General features: G+C 73.1%; 22 protein-coding genes. 14 read left to right on the top strand and 8 right to left on the bottom strand.

Features of this window, described 5'->3' with window-relative positions; translation table 11 throughout:
- From G7072_RS17925 to G7072_RS17910, 4 genes are all read left to right on the top strand, one after another.
- Nucleotides 1–1,377 carry an aromatic ring-hydroxylating dioxygenase subunit alpha gene (locus G7072_RS17925; protein WP_166088799.1) on the top strand — a complete coding sequence of 459 codons (1,377 nt, stop codon included), beginning with the start codon at nt 1–3 and terminating at the stop codon, nt 1,375–1,377.
- On the top strand, nt 1,374–2,669 hold the full coding sequence (locus G7072_RS17920) for a hybrid-cluster NAD(P)-dependent oxidoreductase (protein WP_166088796.1): 1,296 nt from the start codon (nt 1,374–1,376) through the stop codon (nt 2,667–2,669). Before G7072_RS17925 ends, G7072_RS17920 begins: the two co-directional genes overlap by 4 nt.
- Nucleotides 2,670–2,857: 188 nt before the next feature.
- A complete protein-coding gene (locus G7072_RS17915; protein ID WP_166088794.1) occupies nt 2,858–4,186 on the top strand; it encodes an FAD-dependent oxidoreductase in 1,329 nt (442 codons plus the stop codon).
- Nucleotides 4,187–4,339: 153 nt separating this feature from the next.
- Nucleotides 4,340–4,498, top strand: a complete 159-nt coding sequence (locus G7072_RS17910) for a hypothetical protein (RefSeq protein ID WP_166088792.1) — start codon at nt 4,340–4,342, stop codon at nt 4,496–4,498.
- Nucleotides 4,499–4,540: 42 nt separating this feature from the next.
- Here G7072_RS17910 and G7072_RS17905 read toward each other — a convergent pair whose 3' ends face one another.
- The 3 genes from G7072_RS17905 to G7072_RS17895 all read right to left on the bottom strand — a co-directional run bounded on the left by G7072_RS17905 (nt 4,541) and on the right by G7072_RS17895 (nt 9,203).
- Nucleotides 4,541–6,343 (bottom strand): DEAD/DEAH box helicase, encoded by a 1,803-nt coding sequence (locus G7072_RS17905; protein ID WP_166088790.1) that lies wholly within the window; start codon nt 6,341–6,343, stop codon nt 4,541–4,543.
- 77 nt (nt 6,344–6,420) lie between these two features.
- Entirely contained in the window at nt 6,421–7,704 is a 1,284-nt protein-coding gene (locus tag G7072_RS17900) for an ArsB/NhaD family transporter (protein WP_166088788.1), read from the bottom strand.
- On the bottom strand, nt 7,701–9,203 hold the full coding sequence (locus tag G7072_RS17895; RefSeq protein WP_166088786.1) for a potassium/proton antiporter: 1,503 nt from the start codon (nt 9,201–9,203) through the stop codon (nt 7,701–7,703). Before G7072_RS17895 ends, G7072_RS17900 begins: the two co-directional genes overlap by 4 nt.
- Before the next feature lie 96 nt (nt 9,204–9,299).
- Between G7072_RS17895 and G7072_RS17890 the strand changes: the two genes are divergently transcribed.
- The 4 genes from G7072_RS17890 to G7072_RS17875 all read left to right on the top strand — a co-directional run bounded on the left by G7072_RS17890 (nt 9,300) and on the right by G7072_RS17875 (nt 12,130).
- On the top strand, nt 9,300–10,298 hold the full coding sequence (locus G7072_RS17890) for a sensor histidine kinase (protein ID WP_206063194.1): 999 nt from the start codon (nt 9,300–9,302) through the stop codon (nt 10,296–10,298).
- Nucleotides 10,295–10,942, top strand: a complete 648-nt coding sequence (locus tag G7072_RS17885) for a response regulator transcription factor (RefSeq protein WP_166088784.1) — start codon at nt 10,295–10,297, stop codon at nt 10,940–10,942. The genes G7072_RS17890 and G7072_RS17885 overlap by 4 nt, the downstream gene beginning before the upstream one ends.
- 164 nt (nt 10,943–11,106) lie before the next feature.
- Nucleotides 11,107–11,535: a methyltransferase domain-containing protein gene (locus G7072_RS17880; protein WP_166088781.1), complete on the top strand. Its 429-nt coding sequence runs from the start codon at nt 11,107–11,109 to the stop codon at nt 11,533–11,535.
- 76 nt (nt 11,536–11,611) lie between these two features.
- Entirely contained in the window at nt 11,612–12,130 is a 519-nt protein-coding gene (locus G7072_RS17875; protein WP_166088779.1) for a DUF6624 domain-containing protein, read from the top strand.
- Nucleotides 12,131–12,159: 29 nt separating this feature from the next.
- On the opposite strand, the gene G7072_RS17870 is transcribed toward G7072_RS17875, so the two are convergent.
- Together G7072_RS17870 and G7072_RS17865 are read right to left on the bottom strand one after the other, a co-directional pair.
- On the bottom strand, nt 12,160–12,999 hold the full coding sequence (locus G7072_RS17870; RefSeq protein ID WP_166088777.1) for a DNA-formamidopyrimidine glycosylase family protein: 840 nt from the start codon (nt 12,997–12,999) through the stop codon (nt 12,160–12,162).
- 36 nt (nt 13,000–13,035) lie between these two features.
- Nucleotides 13,036–13,533, bottom strand: a complete 498-nt coding sequence (locus G7072_RS17865; RefSeq protein ID WP_166088775.1) for a nucleoside deaminase — start codon at nt 13,531–13,533, stop codon at nt 13,036–13,038.
- 42 nt (nt 13,534–13,575) lie between these two features.
- Here G7072_RS17865 and heR point away from each other — a divergent pair, with 42 nt between their 5' ends.
- The 3 genes from heR to G7072_RS17850 are packed head-to-tail and all read left to right on the top strand — an operon-like array spanning nt 13,576 to nt 15,390.
- Nucleotides 13,576–14,373 carry a heliorhodopsin HeR gene (gene heR / locus G7072_RS17860; protein WP_240917032.1) on the top strand — a complete coding sequence of 266 codons (798 nt, stop codon included), beginning with the start codon at nt 13,576–13,578 and terminating at the stop codon, nt 14,371–14,373.
- A gap of 7 nt (nt 14,374–14,380) precedes the next feature.
- Nucleotides 14,381–14,896, top strand: coding sequence for a polyketide cyclase (locus G7072_RS17855; RefSeq protein WP_166088771.1), 516 nt, complete (start codon nt 14,381–14,383; stop codon nt 14,894–14,896).
- A complete protein-coding gene (locus tag G7072_RS17850) occupies nt 14,893–15,390 on the top strand; it encodes a hypothetical protein (protein WP_166088769.1) in 498 nt (165 codons plus the stop codon). The genes G7072_RS17855 and G7072_RS17850 overlap by 4 nt, the downstream gene beginning before the upstream one ends.
- Nucleotides 15,391–15,429: 39 nt before the next feature.
- Here G7072_RS17850 and dnaB read toward each other — a convergent pair whose 3' ends face one another.
- Nucleotides 15,430–17,172: a replicative DNA helicase gene (gene dnaB, locus G7072_RS17845; protein ID WP_206063484.1), complete on the bottom strand. Its 1,743-nt coding sequence runs from the start codon at nt 17,170–17,172 to the stop codon at nt 15,430–15,432.
- A 615-nt stretch (nt 17,173–17,787) separates the two neighbouring features.
- On the opposite strand from dnaB, the gene G7072_RS17840 reads away from it, so the two are divergent.
- From G7072_RS17840 to G7072_RS17830, 3 genes are all read left to right on the top strand, one after another.
- Entirely contained in the window at nt 17,788–19,155 is a 1,368-nt protein-coding gene (locus tag G7072_RS17840) for an MATE family efflux transporter (RefSeq protein ID WP_166088766.1), read from the top strand.
- 10 nt (nt 19,156–19,165) lie between these two features.
- Nucleotides 19,166–20,101 carry a hypothetical protein gene (locus G7072_RS17835; RefSeq protein WP_166088764.1) on the top strand — a complete coding sequence of 312 codons (936 nt, stop codon included), beginning with the start codon at nt 19,166–19,168 and terminating at the stop codon, nt 20,099–20,101.
- A gap of 136 nt (nt 20,102–20,237) precedes the next feature.
- A complete protein-coding gene (locus G7072_RS17830; protein ID WP_166088762.1) occupies nt 20,238–20,753 on the top strand; it encodes a hypothetical protein in 516 nt (171 codons plus the stop codon).
- Between the two features lie 102 nt (nt 20,754–20,855).
- Here the strand turns inward: G7072_RS17830 and rplI are convergent, their stop codons facing one another.
- Complete coding sequence (gene rplI / locus G7072_RS17825; RefSeq protein WP_166088759.1) at nt 20,856–21,311, bottom strand: 50S ribosomal protein L9; 456 nt, start codon at nt 21,309–21,311, stop codon at nt 20,856–20,858.
- A 14-nt stretch (nt 21,312–21,325) separates the two neighbouring features.
- Nucleotides 21,326–21,562, bottom strand: a complete 237-nt coding sequence (gene rpsR, locus G7072_RS17820; protein ID WP_166088757.1) for a 30S ribosomal protein S18 — start codon at nt 21,560–21,562, stop codon at nt 21,326–21,328.
- Nucleotide 21,563 lies beyond the last annotated feature (1 nt).

Genomic DNA, 21,563 nt, shown 5'->3' with positions numbered 1-21,563 from the left:
ATGACCACCACTCCCTCACGCCCCACCACGTCGGCCCCGGCCTCCGTGCCCTCCCAGGACGGCAGCGGGTCGACGACCCGGGCCGCGGGCCGCGTCGGACCCCTGGTGGGGTCGGCGGCGGCCGAGGCCCGCGCCCACCTGGTCGAGGTGCTCGACGCCCGGCAGCAGGGCCGGTCGCTGCCGGGAGCGGCGTACACCGACGCCGACCTGCACGAGCTGGACCTCGCCCTGCTGTGGCAGCGGCAGTGGATCTTCGTCGGCACGGTCGCGGAGGTGCCCGAGCCCGGCGACTACGTCACCGTCGAGCTCGGCACCGCCTCGGTGCTGGTGCTGCGCGACGACGACGAGGAGGTGCGCGCCTTCCGCAACGTCTGCCGCCACCGCGGCGCCCGGCTCGTCGAGGAGCCCAAGGGGTCGGTCGGCAACATCGTCTGCGGCTACCACCGGTGGACCTACGCCACCGACGGCCGCCTCATCCACGCCCCCCAGCTCGCGCCCGTCGAGGACGGCGGCGTCGACCCGGCGTGCCTGTCCCTGCGGACCGTCCACCTGCGCGAGGTGGCCGGACTGCTGTTCGTCTGCCTCGCCCCCGAGCCGCCCGACGACCTCGACACGCTGTCCCGGACCGTGGCGCCGTACCTCGCCCCGCACGCGCTCGGGCGCACCAAGGTCGCGGCCCAGGTCGACCTCGTCGAGGCCGGCAACTGGAAGCTGACGATGGAGAACAACCGGGAGTGCTACCACTGCGAGGGTCACGCCGACCTGGTGTGCACCTTCTTCCCGACCTGGGGCCTGGCCGACCACGAGGTGCCACCGCGGCTGCGCGCCGCGCACGACCGCTACCTGCTCGCCGAGGAGGGGCTCCACCTCGCCTGCGAGGAGCGCGGCATGCCGTACGCCCCCGTCGAGGACCTCGTCGAGCCCCCGCTCGGGTTCCGGATCCAGCGCGAGGCGCTCGACGGGCACGGGGAGTCCTTCTCGCGCGACGGCTCGCGGCTGGTGCAGCGCCTGCTCGGCGAGCTCGACGAGGCCCGGCTCGGCCGGCTCACCCTCCACGCCCAGCCGAACCTGTGGTGCCACGCGATGGCCGACCACGTCGTGACGTTCGCGGTGCTGCCGCTGGGCGTCGACCGCACGCTGGTGCGCACCACCTGGCTGGTCCACGAGGACGCCGTCGAGGGCGTGGACTACGACGTCGACTCCCTGACCGAGGTCTGGCGCCACACCAACGAGGAGGACGCCGCCTTCGTCGGCCTCACCCAGGCCGGCGTCGCCGACCCGGCCTACGAGCCCGGTCCCTACTCCGTCGCCGAGCGCCAGGTGGACGACTTCGTCTCCTGGTACGTCGCCCGCATGCGCGAGGAGGTCTCCCGATGACCGTCAACCCCCTGTCCTGGGCCGACCCGGACCCGGTCGCGCCGGCGCTGCGGCTGGTGCCCGACCTGCCCCTCCCGCCCGACCCCCTGGGCGCCGACGTCCTGCCCCCCGAGGCGTCGCTCGACCAGGAGGTGCTGGTCCGTCGCGTCGTTCCCCTGACCCACGACGTGGTGCAGGTCGTGCTCGAGCCGACCCGACCGGGCGGGGTCGCCTTCACCCCCGGGCAGTACCTCACCCTCGGCGTCGAGGTCGACGGCCGGCACGTCGAGCGCTGCTACACGATCTCCTCGCCCCCGACGCGCCCGCACCTGCTGAGCCTCACCGTCAAGCGCGTCCCCGACGGCGAGGTGTCGACGTACCTTCACGACCGCGTGCGCCCCGGCGACCGGCTGCAGGTGACCGGGCCGCTCGGCGGCTTCTCCGTCGCCGAGCACCCGTCGCGCCGCTACCTGCTGCTGTCGGCCGGCAGCGGCGTCACCCCGACGCTGGCCACGCTGCGCACGATGGCGGACCTGGCCGAGCTCGAGGCGACCGGCTCCGCGCTGGACGTCGTCGTCGTCCACAGCGCCCGCACGCCCGACGACCTGGTCGCCCGGGCCGAGGTGGAGGCGCTCGCCGCGACCCACCCCGGGCTGCGGGTGCACTGGGTGTGCGAGACCGACGGCGCCCCCGACCGCTCCGGGCCCTGGTCCGGCCCCCGCGGCCGGCTGACCGCCGACCTGCTGCGCGCCTTCGCGCCCGACGTCGCCGACCGCGAGGTCTTCACCTGCGGCCCGCCCGGCTACATGGCCGCCGCCCGCCTCCTGCTCGCCGAGGTCGGTGCCGACCCGGCCCGCTGCCACGAGGAGAGCTTCGTGCTCGGCACGGCCGGGGCCCCGGCAGCGGCAGCGGCAGCGGCAGCGGCAGCGGCCCAGGGTGCGGCCGAGGGCGCGGCTCCGGCTGCGTCCTCCCGGGCTGACGCCGCCGGCACGGAGGGCGAGGTCGAGGGGCACCTGCTCGCGGCCCCCGCTCCGTCCGCTCCCGCGCCGGTCGCCACCTCGGTCACCTTCGCCCGCAGCGGCTGCGAGGTGGCCTGCCCGGCCGGCACCACCGTGCTGGCCGCCGCCGAGCAGGCGGGCGTGCGGCTGCCGTCGTCGTGCGCCGAGGGCATGTGCGGCACCTGCAAGTCCACCCTGTTGTCCGGACGGGTCGAGATGAAGCACGCCGGCGGGATCCGCCCGCGCGAGATCGCCCAGGACAAGTTCCTGCCCTGCTGCTCCACCCCCGACGGCGACATCGTCGTCGACGCCTGACCCGATGATCGAGCAGTGGGCGCACCCCACGGTGATCGAGCAGTGAGCGCACCCCACGGTGATCGAGCAGTGGGCGCACCCCACGGTGATCGAGCAGTGGGCGCACCCCACGGTGATCGAGCAGTGAGCGCAGTGAACGTGTCGAGATCCTCCCTTCCCCTGGCACCGACCCTCCCGAGGAGAACCAGATGACCGAGACCCTCACCGCCGACGCCGTCGTCGTCGGCTCCGGCGTGATCGGCTCCGCCGTCGCGCTCGAGCTGGCCCGGGGAGGCCGCTCGGTGCTGGTGCTCGACAAGGCCGGCGGACCGGGCCACGGCTCGACGAGCGCGTCGAGCGCGGTCATCCGCTTCATGTACTCCACCTTCGAGGGCGTGGCGACCGCCTGGGAGTCCAAGTTCTGCTGGGAGCGGTGGGCCGAGCACCTCGGGCTGCCCGGCTTCGAGCCGTTGGCCGACCCGCCTGCGCTCTCGCGCTTCCACCGCACCGGCATGCTGCACCTCGACGTGCCGGCGGTGCCGCGCGAGCACAGCATCGACCTGCTGCGGGCGGCCGGGGTGCCCTTCGAGGAGCTCGACGCCGACGAGCTCGTGGCGCGCTTCCCCCACCTCGACGGCGGCGCCTACTGGCCCAACAAGCCGGTCTCCGACGACGCCTTCTGGGAGGAGACCCCGGCGCGGCTCGGCGCGGTCCACACCCCCGACGCCGGCTTCATGGACGACCCGCGGCTGGCCGCGGACAACCTCGCCTACGCGGCCCGGCTGCACGGCGCGCGTACGGCGTACCGGGCCGAGGTGACCGGCGTCGAGCGTCGCGGCGAGGTCTGGCACCTGGCCCTGGCCGACGGCCGGCGCGTCGAGGCGGCGGTCGTCGTCAACGCCGCCGGGCCGTGGTCGGGGGCGTTCAACGCGATGGCCGGCGTGGGTGAGGAGTTCACCGTCGGGGTGCGCCCGCTGCGCCAGGAGGTCCACCAGGTCAAGCAGCCGGCGGGCTACAGCGGCGAGGAGTCCTACGGCCCCGGGGTCTTCGACCTCGACCTCGGGACCTACATGCGGCCCGGGCCGGCGCAGACCTGGGTCATCGGCGGCACGGAGCCCGAGTGCGACGGCTTCGAGTGGCTCGACGACCCCGACGCGGTCGACGCCCACGTCAGCAACGGTCGCTACGAGGCGCAGGTGACCCGCGCCGCTCGGCGGCTGCCGGAGCTGCGGGTGCCGAACCGGCCCTCCGGCGTGGTCGGCGTCTACGACGTCGCCGACGACTGGACGCCGATCTACGACCGCACCGACGCGCCGGGCTTCTACGTCGCGATGGGCACGAGCGGCAACTCCTTCAAGAACGCCCCGCTGGCCGGCTGCTTCCTCGCCGCCATCGTCGACGCAGTCGAGGGCGGGTCCGACCACGACCTCGACCCGGTGACGTTCGTCGGCGAGCACACCGGCCTGAAGATCGACCTGTCGGCGTACTCCCGCAAGCGGCCGATCAACGCCGACTCCACCTGCACCGTCCTCGGCTGACCCCGCCCTCGGCTGACCCCGCGACCAACTGACCTACCCCGCCCTCACTCGCTCCAAACCCATCCGGCAGAATCTCTGCGGCGAATCACGTCATGGGGAGCGCGGGCGACCGTCTCCCTCATGACGGCAGCACCGGATCGAGGAGCACGGGCGATGACCACCGAGCGGCACGGATGGATCTCGACACTGAGCGTGAGCGTGGACGAGCGACGTGAGCTCGCCTCGGCCTGCCGCTGCGGCCAGGAGCTCGACGTGTGCCACGGGACCCACTGCCCGCGCTGCGGCTCGACGGTCCGCCGCCACCCGCGCTGACCGCGGCCGCGAGGCCCGACGGCGGCCGGTGAGGGCCGAGCGTCAGTCCCGGGGCTTCTTGTGGCGCGGCTTCTTGTCGCGCCGGGCGAAGTCGCCGCCACGCTCGGGCCGCTCGGCCCCGCGCGGCGCGCCGCCGGCGTCGGGCTCGAGCGCGATGAGCTTGCCGGAGATCCGGGTCCGCGACAGCTTCGACAGCGACTCCGGCGACAGATCGCGCGGCAGCTCGACGATCGAGTGGTCCATCCGGATATCGATGTGGCCGAAGTCGCCGCGCCCGAGCCCGCCCTCGTTGGCGATGGCGCCGACGATCTGGCGGGGCTCGACCTTGTGCCGCTTGCCGACCGCGATCCGGTACGGCGCCATGGGCACGTCGCTGCGACCGCGCTGCGGCCGGCCACGGGCGGGTCCCCGGTCGGGGCCGCCGCGCTCGGGACGGTCGAACCGCTCCTGACGCTCAGGGCGCTGCGGCTTCTCGTCGGCCGGGTCGAGCAGCAGCGGGGTGTCACCCTGCGCCACCACGGCCAGCGCCGCGGCGACGTCGACCTCCGGAACGTCGTGCTCGTTGACGTAGTGCTTGATGATGTCGCGGAAGCGCTCGATGCGCGTCGCCTGCTGCAGCGCCGCGGTGATCTGGTCGTCGAAGCGGTTGAGGCGCGTCTCGTTGACGTCCTCGGCCGACGGCAGCTGCATCTGCACCAGCGGCTGCTTGGTGGTCCGCTCGATGAGCTTGAGCAGGTAGCGCTCGCGCGGGGTGACGAACGAGATCGCGTCACCGCTGCGCCCGGCCCGTCCGGTGCGACCGATGCGGTGCACGTAGGACTCGGTGTCGGTGGGGATGTCGTAGTTCACGACGTGGCTGATGCGCTCGACGTCGAGGCCGCGCGCGGCGACGTCGGTGGCCACGAGGATGTCGAGCTTGCCGGCCTTGAGCTGGTTGACGGTCCGCTCGCGGACGTTCTGCGCGATGTCGCCGTTGATCGCGGTCGCGGAGTAGCCGCGGGCCCGCAGCTTCTCGGCCAGCGTCTCGGTCTCGTTCTTGGTGCGGACGAAGACGATCATGCCCTCGAAGTTCTCGACCTCGAGGATGCGCGTGAGCGCGTCGACCTTCTGCGGGTAGCTCACCAGCAGGTAGCGCTGGGCGATGTTCGGCGCCGTGGCGGTGGTGTTCTTGACGGTGATCTCGACCGGGTCCTCGAGGTACTTCTTCGAGATCCGTCGGATCGCCGGCGGCATCGTGGCGCTGAACAGCGCGACGTGCTTGTCGGCCGGGGTGTCGGCGAGAATCGTCTCGACGTCGTCGGCGAAGCCCATCTTCAGCATCTCGTCGGCCTCGTCGAGCACGAGGAACCGCAGCTCGGAGAGGTCGAGCGTGCCCTTCTCCAGGTGGTCCATGATCCGCCCGGGGGTGCCGACCACGACGTGGACGCCGCGACGCAGGGCCGAGAGCTGCACGCCGTACCCCTGGCCGCCGTAGACGGGCAGCACGTGCAGGCCGGGCAGGTGCGCGGCGTAGCGCTCGAACGCCTCGGAGACCTGCAGCGCCAGCTCGCGCGTGGGCGCGAGCACCAGCGCCTGCGGCGTCTTCTGCTTGAGGTCGATGCGCGACAGGATCGGTACGGCGAACGCCGCCGTCTTGCCGGTGCCGGTCTGGGCCAGGCCGACGACGTGGCGGCCCTCCAGCAGCGGCGGGATCGTGGCGGCCTGGATCGGTGAGGGCGTCTCGTAGCCGACCTTCGTCAGCGCCTTGAGCACCCGCTCGTCGATCCCGAGGTCGGCGAAGGTGGGTCGGTCGTCGTGGCCCTGCTGGTCCTGCGTGTCCTGATCTGCACCGGTGGTGTCGGTCATCGTCTCGGCTCCTCCCGGCGTGAAGGCACCATTCTGCCGTGAACCGACCCGTTCCGTCGCATCGGGACGGTGTGACGTCAGGAGAAGTAGCGCCAGCCCACGTAGACCCACGCGATCGTGAGCGTCACCGCCGTCGTCAGCAGGCCGTGCTTGGTGAACTGCCAGAAGCTGATCGGCTCGCCCGACCGGGCAGCGATCCCGGTCACCACGACGTTGGCCCCGGCCGCCACCGCGGTGGTGTTGCCGCCGAGGTCCGCGCCGAGCGCGAACGCCCACCACAACGGGAAGGCAGCGTCCGGGTCGGTCGCCACGAGGTCCTCCACGACGGGGATCATCGCCGCCGTGTAGGGGATGTTGTCGACGAAGGCACCGAGCACCGCGGACCCGAAGAGCAATGTCGTCGCGGCCAGGAACCACCGCCCGTCGGCCGCGTCGACGGCGAACGAGCCGATCGCGTCGATGACGCCCTCGCCCGAGAGCCCGCCGACGAGCACGAAGAGCGCCATGAAGAAGGCGAGCGTCTCCCACTCGACGTCGGCCAGGACCTCCTCGGTCGAGGCACGCGCCACGAGGATCATCGCGACCGCCCCCAGCAGCGCCACCAGGGCGGGCTGCACGTGCACCACGGAGTGCATGACGAAGCCTGCAATCACGACCACGAGCACCGCCAGGCACCGCCACAGCAGACCCCGGTCGACGATCTGCTCCCACGGGTCGGCCGCCGGCGGGGGCACCGGCACGCCGCCGCCCGAGACGGTGAGGACCCGGCGGAAGTAGACCCGGCACAGCCCCACGTAGACGACGACCAGCACCACGACGAGGGGCGCGAGGTTCGCCAGGAAGTCGTTGAAGGTCAGCCCGGTGCGGCTCGCGATCATGATGTTGGGCGGGTCACCGATCAGCGTCGCCGTCCCCCCGATGTTGGACGCGCACGCCACGGAGATCAGGTAGGGCCCGCTCGGGAGGTCGAGCTCGCGGCAGACCCGGAGGACGACCGGGGCCACCAGCAGCACGGTCGTGACGTTGTCGAGCAGCGCCGAGGCGGAGGCCGTCACCACGATGAGCAGCGCCATCAGGGGGAAGGGGCGCCCCCGGGAGACCTGCACGCACCACACCGCGAGGAAGCCGAACAGCCCGGTCTGCCGCAGGACCCCGACGATCAGCATCATCCCGAAGAGCAGGGCGATGACGTTCCAGTCGATGCCGCGGTCGCTGTCGTAGAAGGCGGTGTCGGTGTCGACGATCCCCAGCACGGCCATGACCGCGGCGCCACCGATGGCGGCGTGGACCCGTGGCACCCGCTCGGTGGCGATGAGCGTGTAGGTGACGACGAAGACGACGACGGCGAGGGTCGCGCTCACACGGCCACCTCGCCACGCTCGCCGTGCCAGGCCGCCAGCCGGCCGGCGCGGCTCAACGCCCGCAGGCGCTGCTCGACGGCCTCCCGCTCGCCCGACGGCACCGCCAGCAGCAGCTGGTCGCCCACGCGCAGCGTGCTGGCCGGCGCGGGTGCGAACAGGTGCCCGTCGCGCAGCACCAGGGCGAGCACGGCGGCCCCCGGCAGCCGCAGCTCACCGACCTCGACGCCGGCGAGGTGCGACGTGCGGGGCACGTCGAAGCTGACCACCGTGGCCCCCAGCTCCTCGAGCGGGGCGTGCTCGAACGCGAGGTCGCGCGTCTGGTCGGCCTCCACCACCCCGAGCCGACGCGAGAGCCAGGGCAGGCTCGGACCCTGGAGGATCGTGAAGACCACGACGAGCAGGAAGGTGACGTCGAAGATCCGCTCGGCGCCGGCCAGCCCCGCGGTGATCGGGAACGTCGCCAGCACGATCGGCACGGCGCCGCGCAGGCCGGCCCACGAGACGAACAGCTGCTCGCGCAGCGGTACGCCGAACGGCGTGGCGCACAGCCACACCGACAGGGGCCGGGCCACGAGCGTCAGCGCGACCCCGACGACGAGGGCCGGGACGACGGCGTCGACCAGCCGGGCCGGCGACGCCAGCAGGCCCAGGAGGACGAACAGGCCGATCTGGGCCAGCCACGCCAGCCCCTCGGCGAAGCCCAGGGTCGCCCGGCGGTGGGGCAGGTCGGCGTTGCCCAGCAGCAGGCCCGCGACGTACACCGCCACGAAGGGGCTGCCTCCCACGGTGCCGGCGGCACCGAAGCCGAGCAGCGCGAAGGCGAGCGTCGCCAGCGGGTAGAGACCGGCCGCCGGCAGCGCGACGCGGCTCAGCACGGAGCGGCCGGCGTAGGCGACCGCGACCCCGACCACCGCCCCGACACCCATCTGCTGCAGGAACCCGAGGAACGCGGTGACCGGGTCGAGGTCGTCCCACAGGTCGGAGACCACGAGCGTGACGAGGATGATGACCGGCGGGTCGTTGAACCCCGACTCCGCCTCCAGCGTGGCCCGCGTGCGGGGACGCAGTCGCAGGGTCCGCATCACCGCGAAGACGGCAGCGGCGTCGGTGGAGGAGACGACCGCACCGAGGAGCACGGCTGTGCGGGCGTCCACGTCGAGCAGGACGTAGGCCAGCAGCGAGGTGACGGTGACGCTGATGGCGACGCCGACGGTGGCGAGGACGCCGGCCAGCCCGATGATCGGGCGGATGACGGGCAGGCTCGTGGTCAGTCCGCCCTCGGCCAGGATCACCGCCAGCGCCACGGTGCCGAGCACCTGCGCCAGCGCCGCGTCGTCGAAGCGGAGCCCCAGACCCGCCTCGCCGATGACCAGCCCCAGCGCGAGGTAGAGCAGCAGGCTCGGCAGACCGGCCCCGGTGGAGACCCGCACGGCGGCGACCCCCACCAGCAGCACCGCGGTGCCGGCGAGCACGGCCACGTTGAGCTCCGCCGGGGTCATGCCCTCCAGCGTCCGGTGCCGCGCGCCCCTCGCGACATGGGGTCGTGGCCCCATCTTCGCCCTCGCCCGGAGGGCGGACTCTGGGAAGGTGGGCCGATGGACCGGACGCTGTCGCTGCCGCTGTTCTGGCGGGTGTGCCTCATCAACGGCGCCGTCTTCCTCGTCGGCACCCTGGTGCTGCTGCTCGCCCCGGTCACCGTGTCGGCCCGGCCGCTGTGGTCCGAGGTCCTCCTGGTCTCGGCCGGGCTGCTGGTGATCTTCGAGGTCAACGGGCTGCTGCTGCGCTCGGTGCTGCGGCCCCTGGACCGGCTGGTCCGCGCCATGACCGCCATCGACCTGCGTCGCCCGGTGGGCCGCCTCGACGAGGCCGGCAGCGGAGCGGCCCGGCCTCTCGTCGGCGGGTTCAACGCGATGGTCGACCGGCTGGAGGCGGAGCGACGTACGAGCACGGCGCGGGCGCTGCAGGCCCAGGAGGACGAGCGCCGGCGCATCGCGCAGGAGCTGCACGACGAGGTCGGGCAGAGCCTGACCGCGGTCCTGCTCAGCCTGAAGCACGCGCAGGTCGCGGCACCGCCCGCGATCGCCGGTGACCTCGAGCAGGCGCGCGAGACGACGCGCCGCAGCCTGGAGGAGGTACGCCGCATCTCGCAGCGGCTGCGTCCGGGCGTGCTGGACGACCTGGGGCTGCTGAACTCGTTGTCGAGCCTGGCCAGCGACCTGGTCGAGCGCAGCGGGGTCACCGTGCGACGCGGATACCTGCCCGGGTTGCCGCCGCTCACGCCCGAGGTGGAGCTCGTCGTCTACCGGGTCGCCCAGGAGGCGCTGACCAACGTCGTCCGGCACGCCGACGCGCGGACCGTCGAGCTCGGGGTGTCCCGGCGGGGGCCGGTGCTGGAGCTGCGGGTCGCCGACGACGGCCGGGGGCCGGCCGCGGGTTCGCTGACGCGTGGCGCCGGGGTGCAGGGCATGGAGGAGCGAGCCCGGATGGTCGGCGGGCGGCTGCACGTCGGGTCGCTCGAGGGCGGCGGCACCGAGGTGCGGCTCGAGGTGCCGGTGGACGGGCCGCCGGACCCGGTGGGGACGGGGGCACGGTGACGGTCCGGATCCTGCTGGCCGACGACCACGGGCTCGTGCGCGCCGGCTTGCGGCGCATCCTCGAGGCCGAGCCCGACCTGGTCGTGGTGGCCGAGGCCGCCGACGGCGCCGAGGCGGTCGAGCTGGCCCGGGCGGACTCGCCGGACGTGGCCGTCCTCGACGTGTCGATGCCCCGGATGACCGGCCTGCAGGCGGCGCGCGAGATCGCGCGGCGGGCGCCGGCGGTCCGCACGCTGATGCTGTCGATGCACGACAACGAGCAGTACTTCTTCTCCGCCCTGCAGGCCGGCGCCTGCGGCTACGTGCTCAAGTCGGCCGCCGACGAGGACCTCGTGGCGGCGTGCCGGGCGGCCAGCCGGGGCGACTCGTTCCTCTACGCCGGGGTGGAGCGGGCGCTCGTGCGCGACTTCCTCGAGCGCATGCGCCGCGGCGAGCGCATCCCGAAGGCGGTGCTGACCGCGCGGGAGGACGAGGTGGTCAAGCTGATCGCCGAGGGATGGTCGTCGAAGGAGATCGCGGCGGCGCTCGTCATCAGCGTCAAGACCGTCGAGCGCCACCGCGCCAACGTGCTCACCAAGCTGGGCATGCGGGACCGGACCGAGCTGACCCGCTACGCCGTGCGCGCCGGGCTCATCGAGCCCTGACCCCCGCCCCTGCCCGGGCCGGCCAGGTTCTGGTCACTCCCTTCGTCAGCGACGTCGTCCGGTCGGCCTGCAGGTTCGCGGGCCCCGAACCTGCAGGCATCGCCCACGAACCGGCCGACCTGCGGGGCGTGACCAGGAGCGGGCGGCCCGGGCAGGATGGGCGGGTGACCGACCTGTCCCCACGGCTCGCCGCCGTCGTCGACGCGCTGCCGCTGCGGACCGGCCTGCGCGTGCTGGAGATCGGCGGGGCGCCGGGTGCCGCGGCCCGCGAGGTCGCCTCCCGGGTCGGGCCGTCGGGGCACGTGCTCGTGGTCGACCGCTCCCCGCGCGGCGTGGCGCTGGTCGAGCGGGCGTGCGCCGACGAGATCGCCGCCGGCACCCTGTCGGTGCGCTGCGTCGCCGCCGAGGAGCTCGCGCTCCAGCCCGGCGAGGCGCCGTACGACCTCTGCTTCGCGGTCCGCGTCGGCGCCCTCGACGGGCGGCACCCGAGGGCGGGAGCCCTCGCGCGCGCCCGCATCCGCGCGGCGCTGGTCCCGTCCGGCCGGCTGTACGTCGACGGCGGCGACCCCCTGCGCGAGGTCCCGCTCGCCTAGGGGCCACGCGGTCCGGCGCCGAGGCCCGCCCCGATCACGCCCGTGACTCCCCGTCGGCTCCGGCCTCGCCTGGAGCATGCCCCGTCCGCTCGCGTCCCTCGCCGTCGTGATCACGGCGGTGGCCGCGACGGCACTGACGGCGTGCGGGGACGACGCGTCCCGAGCGCCTGCCCGCCAGACCGCCGACAGCGCCAGCACCGCCGGTACCGCTGACGAGGACCTGCGCCGCGAGCTCCTCGACGAGCACGGGTGGCCGGGATGGGACCTCGTGGGCAGGAAGGCTTCGACCGCGGCGTGGGTCGTCGCCCAGCACGCGGACCTCGACCTCGCCCTGCAGCGTCGCGCCCTGACGCTGCTCGAGACGGCCGTGGCCGCGGAGGACGCCTCGCCCGGGGACCTCGCGTACCTGACCGACCGCGTCCTGGTGGCCGAGGGCGATCCGCGGGAGTACGGGACGCAGTGGGAGCTCGACCCTCGGGACGGCTGGCGGCCGCGCACCCCCATCGCCGACCGGTCGTCCGTCGACGAGCGTCGCGCGGACGCAGGGCTCGATCCGTTGCGGGTCTACCTGAAGGAGCTGGAGGCGGCCGGCTGAGCCGGACCGGCGGCAGTGCAGTCCCGTCGTCAGACCTGCTCCTGGGGGCACCACCACGTCGTCCGGCTCCCGACCGTCGCCCGCTTCATCTCCGCGCCGCAGCGGAGACAGTGTCCCCCGTGCTTCCGGTGGGCGATGACCTCGCCGGTGTGGACCCCGCCCTTGTCGATGGCCCGCCGGATCCCCTTGCGCAGCTCGCGTCTGAGCTCGTCGAGCTCCTCGGTCGACAGGTTGCCGGACGGTCGCTGCGGGTCCAGCCGGCTCTGCCACAGCACCTCGTCGGCGAGCAGGTTCCCGACCCCCGCCAGCGTTCCCTGGTCCAGCAGACGCGCCTTGAGCGGCGCCGTACCGCGTCCGACCCGCTCGCGGAACTCCTCGCGACCGATCTCGCCGGCATCGGGTCCCAGCGCGTCGAGGTCGGGGTCGAGCCGCACCCGCCCCAGCCTGCGCTTGTCGAAGAGGCGCAGCCGACCGCCGTCGTCGAAGGTGAGGGTGAAGCGGTACCACTCCTCCTTGCGGGGACGGCTCGGCCGCCCTCCGTCGGACTGCCCGCCGCTGCCCTCGTAGTCCCCGCCTTCGTCGCTGGTGCTCCGGTCCTCCACGAGGATCCGGCCGCTCATGCCGAGGTGGATGCCGAGGTGCGGTCCCTCCCCCTGGCGCGAGCGGATGCCCGTGGTCTCGCACCACATCAGCTTGCCGCGGCGGTGCACCGCGCGCAGGCGCCGGTCGACCAGCGCCTCCCTGATCTCTCCGGGGGCGTGCGGGCGGCACTCGTAGGTGTCGGCGTCGTCGACGTCGACGATGCGGCGGTCCAGCGCGGAGCGCTCGATGACCTGGCGGGCGGACTCGACCTCGGGCAGCTCCGGCACCTCGCCAGTCTGCCCAGCCGCGCCAACCTCACGCCGTCAGGTCGGCGGTGCCGTGCGACGCCGTCCCGCGACCTGGTGCAGCTCGCGCAGCTCGTCGGCGTGCTCCTCGACCGGGCCCTCGACGGTGAGCCCGGGCGCGACGGCGACGATCGGCAGTGGCGCCACCGGCCCCGGCGGTACGCCGACCTCGGCCAGCCAGGTGGTCAGCTGAGCCGTCGACCCGGCGTACACGATGCGGCCGAGGCCCACCCAGGCGTGGGCAGCGGCGCACATCGGGCAGTGCTCCCCGGAGGTGTAGACGACGCAGCGCGCCCGCTCGCCGGGCGACAGGTGCTGGGCCGCCCACTGGGCGATGGCGAGCTCGGGGTGGCGGGTGTGGTCGCCGTCCCCGACGTGGTTGTGGTCGGCCAGCAGCACCTCGCCGTCGGGCGAGACCAGCACCGAGCCGAAAGGCTCGTCGCCGACCTCGAGGGCCTGGCGGGCCAGGTCGACGGCCTGACGGAGGAACGTGCGGTCCGCGTCGCTGAGGGTCACGCGTCCATCATGCCGCCTTGCGGGGGGGCCGATACTGGCCAGGTGACCTCGACAGCGCGCGCCTCCGACGCCCCTCCGCCTCGTGCCACCGGCGTCGACGGTGCCGCGCTCGCGGGCCTGCGCCGGTGGAACCTCGGGCTCGCCGTGCTGCACGCCGCCCAGGCGGTTGCGGTGTGGCTGCTGGCCAGCGACTTCGCGATCAGCCTGTCGACCGCCTTCCCCGAAGGACCTCCGGGCTCGCGGGTCCCGGCGCCGGAGTCCGCGTTCGACGTACCGATCGGGGCGGCGGTCGCGGTCTTCCTCGCCCTCGCCGCCCTCGACCACCTGCTCACCGCAACGCTGCTGCGTGGCCGCTACGAGCGCGACCTGGGGGGCGGCATCAACCGCTTCCGCTGGCTGGAGTACTCCGTCAGCGCCACGATCATGGTGCTGCTCATCGCCTCCTACGCCGGCATCACGCAGCTGGTCGCGATGATCGCGATCGCCGGGGCGAACGTCTCGATGATCCTCTTCGGATGGCTGCAGGAGCAGGTGAACCCGCCAGGACGCACGCGCACGTCGATGCTGCCGTTCTGGTTCGGCTGCGTCGCGGGCGCGGTTCCGTGGATCGCGATCACGTTCAACATCGTCGGCTCCGAGACCGTGCCCGGCTTCGTCTACGGCATCTTCGTGTCGCTGTTCGTGTTCTTCATGAGCTTCGCGCTGAACCAGTGGTTGCAGTACCGCGAGATCGGCCGGTGGCGGAGCTACGCGTACGGCGAGAAGGTCTACCTCGTGCTCAGCCTGGGAGCGAAGTCGGCGCTGGCCTGGCAGATCTTCGCCGGCTCGCTGGCCGGCTGAGGTCGGCGTGCTCGGCGACCGCTGGCGCGTCACCGACGCCGAGGTCGAGCGGCGCTACGCCTGCGACGGCTTCGTGACCGACCCGACGCTGGTGGCGTGGCGCGGCGTCGCCGTGGCCGCGCCCCCGGAGCAGGTGTGGCCGTGGGTGACGCAGATCCGCGTCGCGCCGTACTCCTACGACTGGGTCGACAACCTCGGGCGTCGCTCCCCGCGGACCCTGCTCGGGATGCCGGAGCCGGTGGTCGGCGAGGCCTTCACCGCCTGTGCAGGACGCCCGGTCGGGCGTGTCGAAGCCGTCGAGCCGGGCCGCTCGCTGACCGGCTTCATCCTCGGCGCCTGGATGACGTACGACGTGGTGCCGACGGCCGAAGGGTCCACGCGGCTGCTGCTCAAGATCGTCATGGAGACGTCCCGGCCGGTGGCAGCGGTCGTGACGCTGGGCGACCTGGTGATGGCGCGGAGGCAGCTGCGGACCTGGAAGGCGCTTGCCGAGTCGTCGCCGATCCCGAGGGCCCCGGCATGAGATCGAGCCGACGCACGCTCGCCCCCTCCCCGAGGGCCGCGACGTCCCTCGGTGTCCTCGGGCTGGTCGTCGCCCTGAGCGCGTGCTCGGGGTCCACGGAGCCGGGACCGGACCGGGTCGAGGAGCCGGCCCGTCCGTGCTCGCAAGGAGACCCGGTGCTGAGCGCCGTCGACCTGGAGCCGGTGGCCCGTGACGACGGAGGACCCTTGCTGCACGCAACGCTGTGGGCCCGCCACCGGCCCGGGCACCCCATCTGCGTGAGCCTGGAGGTCGGCCACGCCGACGTGGGCGCCGAGGTGGTGGAGGCCGAGGTCACGGCCTCGGTCGACGGGCGGACCCGGACCTCGCGCGGTGGCGAGATCTCCGACCTGGCGCCGCTGCGCCTCGACGCGGACCGTTGCGTCGTCCTGCGCGCGACCGTGGCCCTCGAAGGCCGGTCAGGGCTGCACGAGCACCGTGCCGCCTCCCGGGTCGGCCGCGACTGCCCCCGCTGAGAGCCGTGCGGTGCCGCGGCGGTCCCCCACCGGGACGACTCAGCCGGCCGCCATGTCGACGAAGCGGGAGTAGTGGCCCTGGAAGGCCACCACGACGTCGCGGGTCGGACCGTTCCGGTGCTTGGCCACGATCAGGTCAGCCTCGCCGGGACGGGTCGACTCCTTCTCGTACACGTCGTCTCTGTGCAGGAGCACCACCATGTCCGCATCTTGCTCAATCGACCCAGACTCACGCAAATCGGACAACATGGGTCGCTTGTCAGCGCGCTGCTCGGGTCCACGGTTGAGCTGCGACAGCGCCACGACGGGGACGTTGAGCTCCTTGGCCAGCAGCTTGATCTGGCGGGAGAACTCGGAGACCTCGAGCTGGCGGGACTCGACCTTCTTGCCCGAGCTCATCAGCTGCAGGTAGTCGATGATGATCAGCCGCAGGTCGTGGCGCTGCTTGAGCCGCCGCGCCTTCGCCCGGATCTCCATCATCGTCATGTTGGGGCTGTCGTCGATGAAGAGCGGCGCCGAGGAGACCTCGCCCATCTTGCGGGCGAGCTTCTGCCAGTCGTCGTCGGTCATGTGGCCGTTGCGCATGTGGTTGAGCGGGATCTTCGCCTCGGCCGACAGCAGGCGCATCGTGATCTCGTTGCGCGTCATCTCGAGGCTGAAGATGACCGAGGCCTGGTTGTGGTGGATGCTCGCCGCGCGGCAGAGGTCGAGGGCGAGCGTGGAGTTGTGGGTCGGGATCCCGGTCGGGCCGGCGAGGTAGAGGTGGGCGTCGTTGTCGACCTGCACGCAGCGCACCGGCACCGTCGGGACCGACTCGACGCTCTCGACCTTGACCGCGGTGCCGTCGGGCATCGCGATGGTGTGACCGGCGCTGATGGTGCGGGCCAGCTCGCCCGTGGTGAGGGTGGCGACGCCCGAGGCCGTCGCAGACGGGGACCCGGCCCCGGCGCGCGTGACCCACTGGTGCTGCCAGTCGGCCACGATGGTGGAGCCGTCGGAGAAGGTCAGGCGGTAGCAGGGACGCCGCAGCATCGCCCGCGTCGCGGCCACCACGCGGGTGGGGTTGCCCTCGGCGTCGATGAGGTCGTCGCCGACCTCGACCTCGCCCATGGTCGTCCAGCCGGTCGGAGTGGGCAGCACGGTGTCGAGCGCCAGCGCCTTCCCGACCGCCGGTCGCGCCGCGATGATGATCATCTGGCCGCCGTGCATGCCGTTGGTCAGCTCGTCGAGGTCCTGGAAGCCCGTCGGCACGCCGGTCATCTCGCCGCCGCGGTTCGAGATCGCCTCGATCTCGTCGAGGGTGCCCTCCATGATCGCGCTGAGCGGTGCGTAGTCCTCGCTCGTCCGCTTGTCGGTGACCTGGTAGACCTCCTGCTGGGCGGCGTCGACGGTGTCGTCGACCATGCCCTCGCCGGCGTAGCCCATCTGCACGATCTTGGTGCCGGCGCTGACGAGGCGGCGCAGGATCGCCTTCTCGCGCACGATCTCGGCGTAGTACGACGCGTTGGCCGCGATCGGCACCGAGGCCGACAGCGTGTGGAGGTACGGCGCCCCGCCGACCTTGACCAGCTCGCCCCGCCGGCTCAGCTCCGCCGAGGTCGTCACCGGGTCCACCGGCTCGCCACGGCCGTAGAGGTCGATGACGGCGTCGAAGATCGTCTCGTGCGCCGGCCGGTAGAAGTCGGTGCCGCGGATGCTCTCCACCACGTCGGCGATGGCGTCCTTCGACAGCAGCATCGAGCCGATCACCGACTGCTCGGCCGCGTGGTCCTGGGGCGGCATGCGGTCCGACCCCGGTGAGGAGTACTCCTCCGCGGCGTACGGCGCGAAGCTCGCCTCCCACGACTCGGCGGACGACTGTCCGCGCCCCGGTGACTGCTCCGCGATGCTCATGCGTTGCCCCTTGTCTGTGTCCCGAGGGAGACGGTAGGGAGGGGCTCCGACGAAATGCCGGACGGCGCCGCGGACCGGGTCCGGGGCGGGCACCGTTGCCCTGCGAAGCCGTGACCGTAGCCCGATACCGGAGGCCGCTCCAAGACCGTTGTCCACAGGCCCTGTGGATAACTGGGGTCTGCATGTGGAACACGCCCGGGGAGGGTGTGCACAGGTTGGGGACAAGCCTGTGGACTCAGAAGAGTTTCCGACGCCAAAACGGCGTCTGACCTCGATGTTCGTGATTTCGGTCCTGTGTGCAGAAAAAAGATCTCGTCACGTCCCGTTCATCTTCTCGCCACCGGGCCGAAGGTCCCTGGCGCGTCCTGGGGACGCTGAGGCAGCCCGATATCCACAGCAAACCCGGGGTTGTGCACAGGGTCCGCGCGGTGGTATTGCCACCCGGGGACCGGCCTCGGGACACGCTACGTTCACCTGGCCGACACGCACAGATAGGTTCCTCCCATGGCGTGGCGACGGTCGGAAGGCACCCGCGCGGTCGACCGTCAGATCCTCGCGCTCGCCGTCCCCGCCTTCCTCGCGCTGGTCGCCGAGCCCCTCTTCCTGCTCGCCGACTCCGCCGTCGTCGGGCACCTCGGCACCACCGAGCTCGCCGGCCTCGGGATCGCCTCGGTCGTGCTGCGCCTGGCCGTCGGCCTCTGCGTCTTCCTGGCCTACGCGACCACGGCAGCGGTCGCCCGGGAGCTGGGGGCTGGCCAGCCCCGCCGGGCCCTCCAGCAGGGCGTGGACGGCCTGTGGCTGGCCCTCGGGATCGGCGTCGTGCTGTCCACCGTCGGCGTGCTGACGACGGCGCCCCTCGTCGACCTCTTCGGCACCGACGCCGAGGTCGCGGCCGCGGCGACGACGTACCTGCGGATCTCCTGGCTCGGCCTCACCCCGATGCTCCTGCTGCTCGCCGCGACCGGCGTGCTGCGCGGCATGGCCGACACCCGCACGCCGCTGGTGGTGGCCGTGGCCGCGAACCTGCTCAACATCGTGCTCAACGTCGTGCTGGTCTACGGCTTCGACCTCGGCATCGGCGGCTCGGCGGCCGGCACCGTCATCGCCCAGGGCGCCGCCGGGGCCTACCTGGCCGGCGCGGTGCTCCGCGCTGCCGCAGCCCAGGGGGCGACCTGGCACCCGGACCTGCCCGGCGTACGACGCAGCGCGCGCGCCGGCTCCCCGCTGCTGGTCCGCACCCTCAACCTGCACGCCTGCCTGCTGACGATGACCTGGGGCGCGGCGGCGCTCGGCACGGTCGCCACCGCTGCCCACCAGCTCGCCTTCACGCTGTGGACGTTCCTCGCCTACGCCCTCGACGCGCTGGCGATCGCGGCCCAGACCCTCACCGGTACGGCGCTGGGGGCCGGCGACCTGGACCGCACCCGCTCGCTGACGCGTCGCATGATCCGTCTCGGGCTCGGGTTCGGCGTGCTGACCGGCGTGGTGCTCGCGCTCGGGGCGCCGGTGCTGGGCGGGCTGTTCGTCGACGACCCCGCCGTCGTCGACGCCCTGGCACCCGCCCTGCTGGTGGCGGCGGTCGCCCAGCCGCTCGCCGGGGTGGTGTTCGTGCTCGACGGCATCCTCATCGGGGCCGGCGACGGCCCCTACCTGGCGAAGGCCGGCACGCTGGTCACCGTGGCGTTCGTGCCCTGCGCCCTCGTCGTCGCCTCGGTGACCGACGACCTCGGTGCCACCGCCGGGCTCGTGTGGCTCTGGGTCGCGTTCTGCGTGGTGTTCATGGGAGGGCGCGCCGCCGTGCTGCTGCGGCGGGCCCGCGGCAACGCCTGGATGGTGACCGGATCGGCCGTCGCGGCGAGCCCTCCTCACTAGAGTGCCGCAGGTGACCTCGCTGCAGACCGTCGTCATGGGCCTGGTGATCGTCTTCCTCGACATCCCGCCCGACGGCTACGACTGGATCGCCGACCCGGTGGGCTGGGTGCTGGTGCTGCTCGGGCTCGCGCCGCTGGCGCGCCGGCTGCCCAACCAGCGGGGGCTGGTCGTCGCCGCCTGGGTCTGCCTGCTCTTCTCGGTCCTCAGCTGGCCGGCCGGGTCACCGGCCACCCTGACGCCCCTGCTCGGGTGGCTCTTCAGCCTCCCCACGCTCGCGTGGTGCTTCCTCGTCTGCGACGCGGTCTCCGACGCCGTGACCGGACGCCTGCGCTGGGTGGCGCTCGCGCTGCGGGCGGCCTTCGCCGTCGTGGCGCCGCTGCCGGGCCTGGTCTACCTCGCCGAGCAGAACTGGCTCTCCACGCCCGCCGAGGTGCTGATCCTCGTCGCCAACCTCGCCCTGGTGTTCGTGCTGTCGAGCGCCTCGGGCCGACCGGGTCTGGGTGAGCCCGAGGAGACGTCGCCTCCCCCTGCCGCCCCGACGAAGCGGAGCGCCGCACGCACGTCCCCCGAGCCACCCGCACCGGCCCCGGCGCCCGCGCGCCGGGCGAGCACGACGGGCTTCTCCGCCGCCGAGGCCAAGCGGAAGGCGCGGGCGCGCCGTGACCGCGAGGCGGCGGCGAGGTCGACCGGGGCCAAGACGTTGGGCGCCAAGGCGTCGAGCGCCAAGCCGACCGGGACCAAGGCGTCGGGCGCCACGGGGTCGGGCGAGAAGCGGTCCGCCACCCCCGTCCCGACGGAGCCGTCCGGGACCGGCGGCGCCTCCTCCAGCCCCGCGGACGACACCCCGGTCACGGGTGCCGAGGTCATCGAGAAGGTCCGCCGACGCCGACAGGCGCGTGAGCGGTCGCGCAGCGGCCGCGACGAGCAGGACTCCTCGGAGGACTGACCCTCGGCGTGTCCGGGGACGTCGATCCCACCGGCTCCCGCACGATGGTCGGCGTGAGCACGGTGAGCCGGTTGTGTCGTGGATCGAGGTCACCAGGTGACTCCGAAGCACCGCACTGTCGAGCGGGCCTGCTCCGGTGATCGGCGTCCCGCCCCGTGCGCTGACCGGCCTGGGCGCCCCGACCCGCACCCGCCCGTCCTCCGACGTCACCGGTGTCGCCGCCGGCACCACCGATCACGTCGACGGCAGCCCCGACGACGGGTCGGCCGCGCCGGTGCCCGCGCCCCGCGCTGCCGAGGGGCGGAGCGTCACGACCGGCCACCGGATCGCCCGACGGTTCTTCGACCTCTGCGAGAACCCGCGCACCCGCGAGCGGGTGATGCGCACGGTGCGTTCGAGCGCCGACAGCGCGGTCGGCGGCAAGCTGCTGGTCGCGCTGCTCAGCCGGACCGTCCTGACACCGCTGCTGCGCAGCCGCCGCGTCGATGCCACCGCGGTCAAGGTCGAGCTGGTCGCTGCCCAGCTGGGCGGCATCGCCGTGCTGCGCTACGTCACCCGCATGGAGCCGATCGCCTCGATGCCGGTCGACGACCTCGTCGCCCTGGTCGGCCCGACCCTGCAGGCCACGCTCGACGCCCCCTCCCCCGGCTGACCGCTCGCGACGGACCGCCCCCGGACGCACGCGACCCGCGCCACCCGGAGGTGACGCGGGTCGTCGTACGACGTCGCCGGTGAAGCCGGTGAGGAGGGATCCTCAGGCAGGGACGACGTTCAGGTTGACGGTCGCCTCGAGCTCGTCGTGGACCTTGACGGTCACGACGTGGCTGCCGAGCGACTTGATCGGGTTGCCGACCATGATGCGGCGCTTGTCCACGACGTCGGAGGAACCTCCGGCGGCGCTGTTGATCGCGGACGCGATGTCGGAGACGGTGACGGCGCCGAAGAGGCGGCCACCCTCGCCGGCACGGACCGGGACCTGGACCTCGCTGCCCTCGAGCTTGGCCTTGATCTCCTGCGCCTTGCCGAGGTCGGCGACGGCGCGGGCCGAACGGGCCTGCTTGATGGAGTCGATCTGACGCTCGCCGCCGCGGGTCCAGCGGATCGCGAAACCGCGCGGGATGAGGAAGTTGCGGCCGTAGCCGTCCTTGACCTCGACGATGTCGCCAGGAGCGCCGAGGCCGTCGACCTCGTGGGTGAGGATGAGCTTCATGTCGTTCCCCTTCCTCAGCGAGCCGTGGAGGTGTACGGCAGGAGCGCAACCTCGCGGGCGTTCTTGACGGCGATCGCGACGTCGCGCTGGTGCTGGACGCAGTTGCCCGTCACCCGACGCGCGCGGATCTTGCCGCGGTCGGAGATGAACTTCCGCAGCAGCGCGGTGTCCTTGTAGTCGACGTACTCGGTCTTGTCCTTGCAGAACTGGCAAACCTTCTTCTTGGGCTTGCGCAGAACAGGCTTGGCCATC

The sequence above is a fragment of the Nocardioides sp. HDW12B genome, assembly GCF_011299595.1.
In the GTDB taxonomy this organism is placed as follows: Bacteria; Actinomycetota; Actinomycetes; order Propionibacteriales; family Nocardioidaceae; genus Marmoricola_A.
The sequence above is the reverse complement of the archived record's forward strand: the minus strand, read 5'-3'. Positions and strand labels throughout refer to the sequence as shown.

What these genes read in the sequence shown, in the direction of transcription:
- G7072_RS17925 (WP_166088799.1), top strand. Translation starts at nt 1, where the DNA reads ATGACCACCACTCCCTCACGCCCCACCACGTCGGCCCCGGCCTCCGTG.
- G7072_RS17920 (WP_166088796.1), top strand. Translation starts at nt 1,374, where the DNA reads ATGACCGTCAACCCCCTGTCCTGGGCCGACCCGGACCCGGTCGCGCCG.
- G7072_RS17915 (WP_166088794.1), top strand. Translation starts at nt 2,858, where the DNA reads ATGACCGAGACCCTCACCGCCGACGCCGTCGTCGTCGGCTCCGGCGTG.
- G7072_RS17910 (WP_166088792.1), top strand. Translation starts at nt 4,340, where the DNA reads ATGACCACCGAGCGGCACGGATGGATCTCGACACTGAGCGTGAGCGTG.
- G7072_RS17905 (WP_166088790.1), bottom strand. Translation starts at nt 6,343, where the DNA reads ATGACCGACACCACCGGTGCAGATCAGGACACGCAGGACCAGCAGGGC.
- G7072_RS17895 (WP_166088786.1), bottom strand. Translation starts at nt 9,203, where the DNA reads ATGACCCCGGCGGAGCTCAACGTGGCCGTGCTCGCCGGCACCGCGGTG.
- G7072_RS17890 (WP_206063194.1), top strand. Translation starts at nt 9,300, where the DNA reads ATGGACCGGACGCTGTCGCTGCCGCTGTTCTGGCGGGTGTGCCTCATC.
- G7072_RS17875 (WP_166088779.1), top strand. Translation starts at nt 11,612, where the DNA reads ATGCCCCGTCCGCTCGCGTCCCTCGCCGTCGTGATCACGGCGGTGGCC.
- G7072_RS17850 (WP_166088769.1), top strand. Translation starts at nt 14,893, where the DNA reads ATGAGATCGAGCCGACGCACGCTCGCCCCCTCCCCGAGGGCCGCGACG.
- dnaB (WP_206063484.1), bottom strand. Translation starts at nt 17,172, where the DNA reads ATGCCGCCCCAGGACCACGCGGCCGAGCAGTCGGTGATCGGCTCGATG.
- G7072_RS17840 (WP_166088766.1), top strand. Translation starts at nt 17,788, where the DNA reads ATGGCGTGGCGACGGTCGGAAGGCACCCGCGCGGTCGACCGTCAGATC.
- rplI (WP_166088759.1), bottom strand. Translation starts at nt 21,311, where the DNA reads ATGAAGCTCATCCTCACCCACGAGGTCGACGGCCTCGGCGCTCCTGGC.
- rpsR (WP_166088757.1), bottom strand. Translation starts at nt 21,562, where the DNA reads ATGGCCAAGCCTGTTCTGCGCAAGCCCAAGAAGAAGGTTTGCCAGTTC.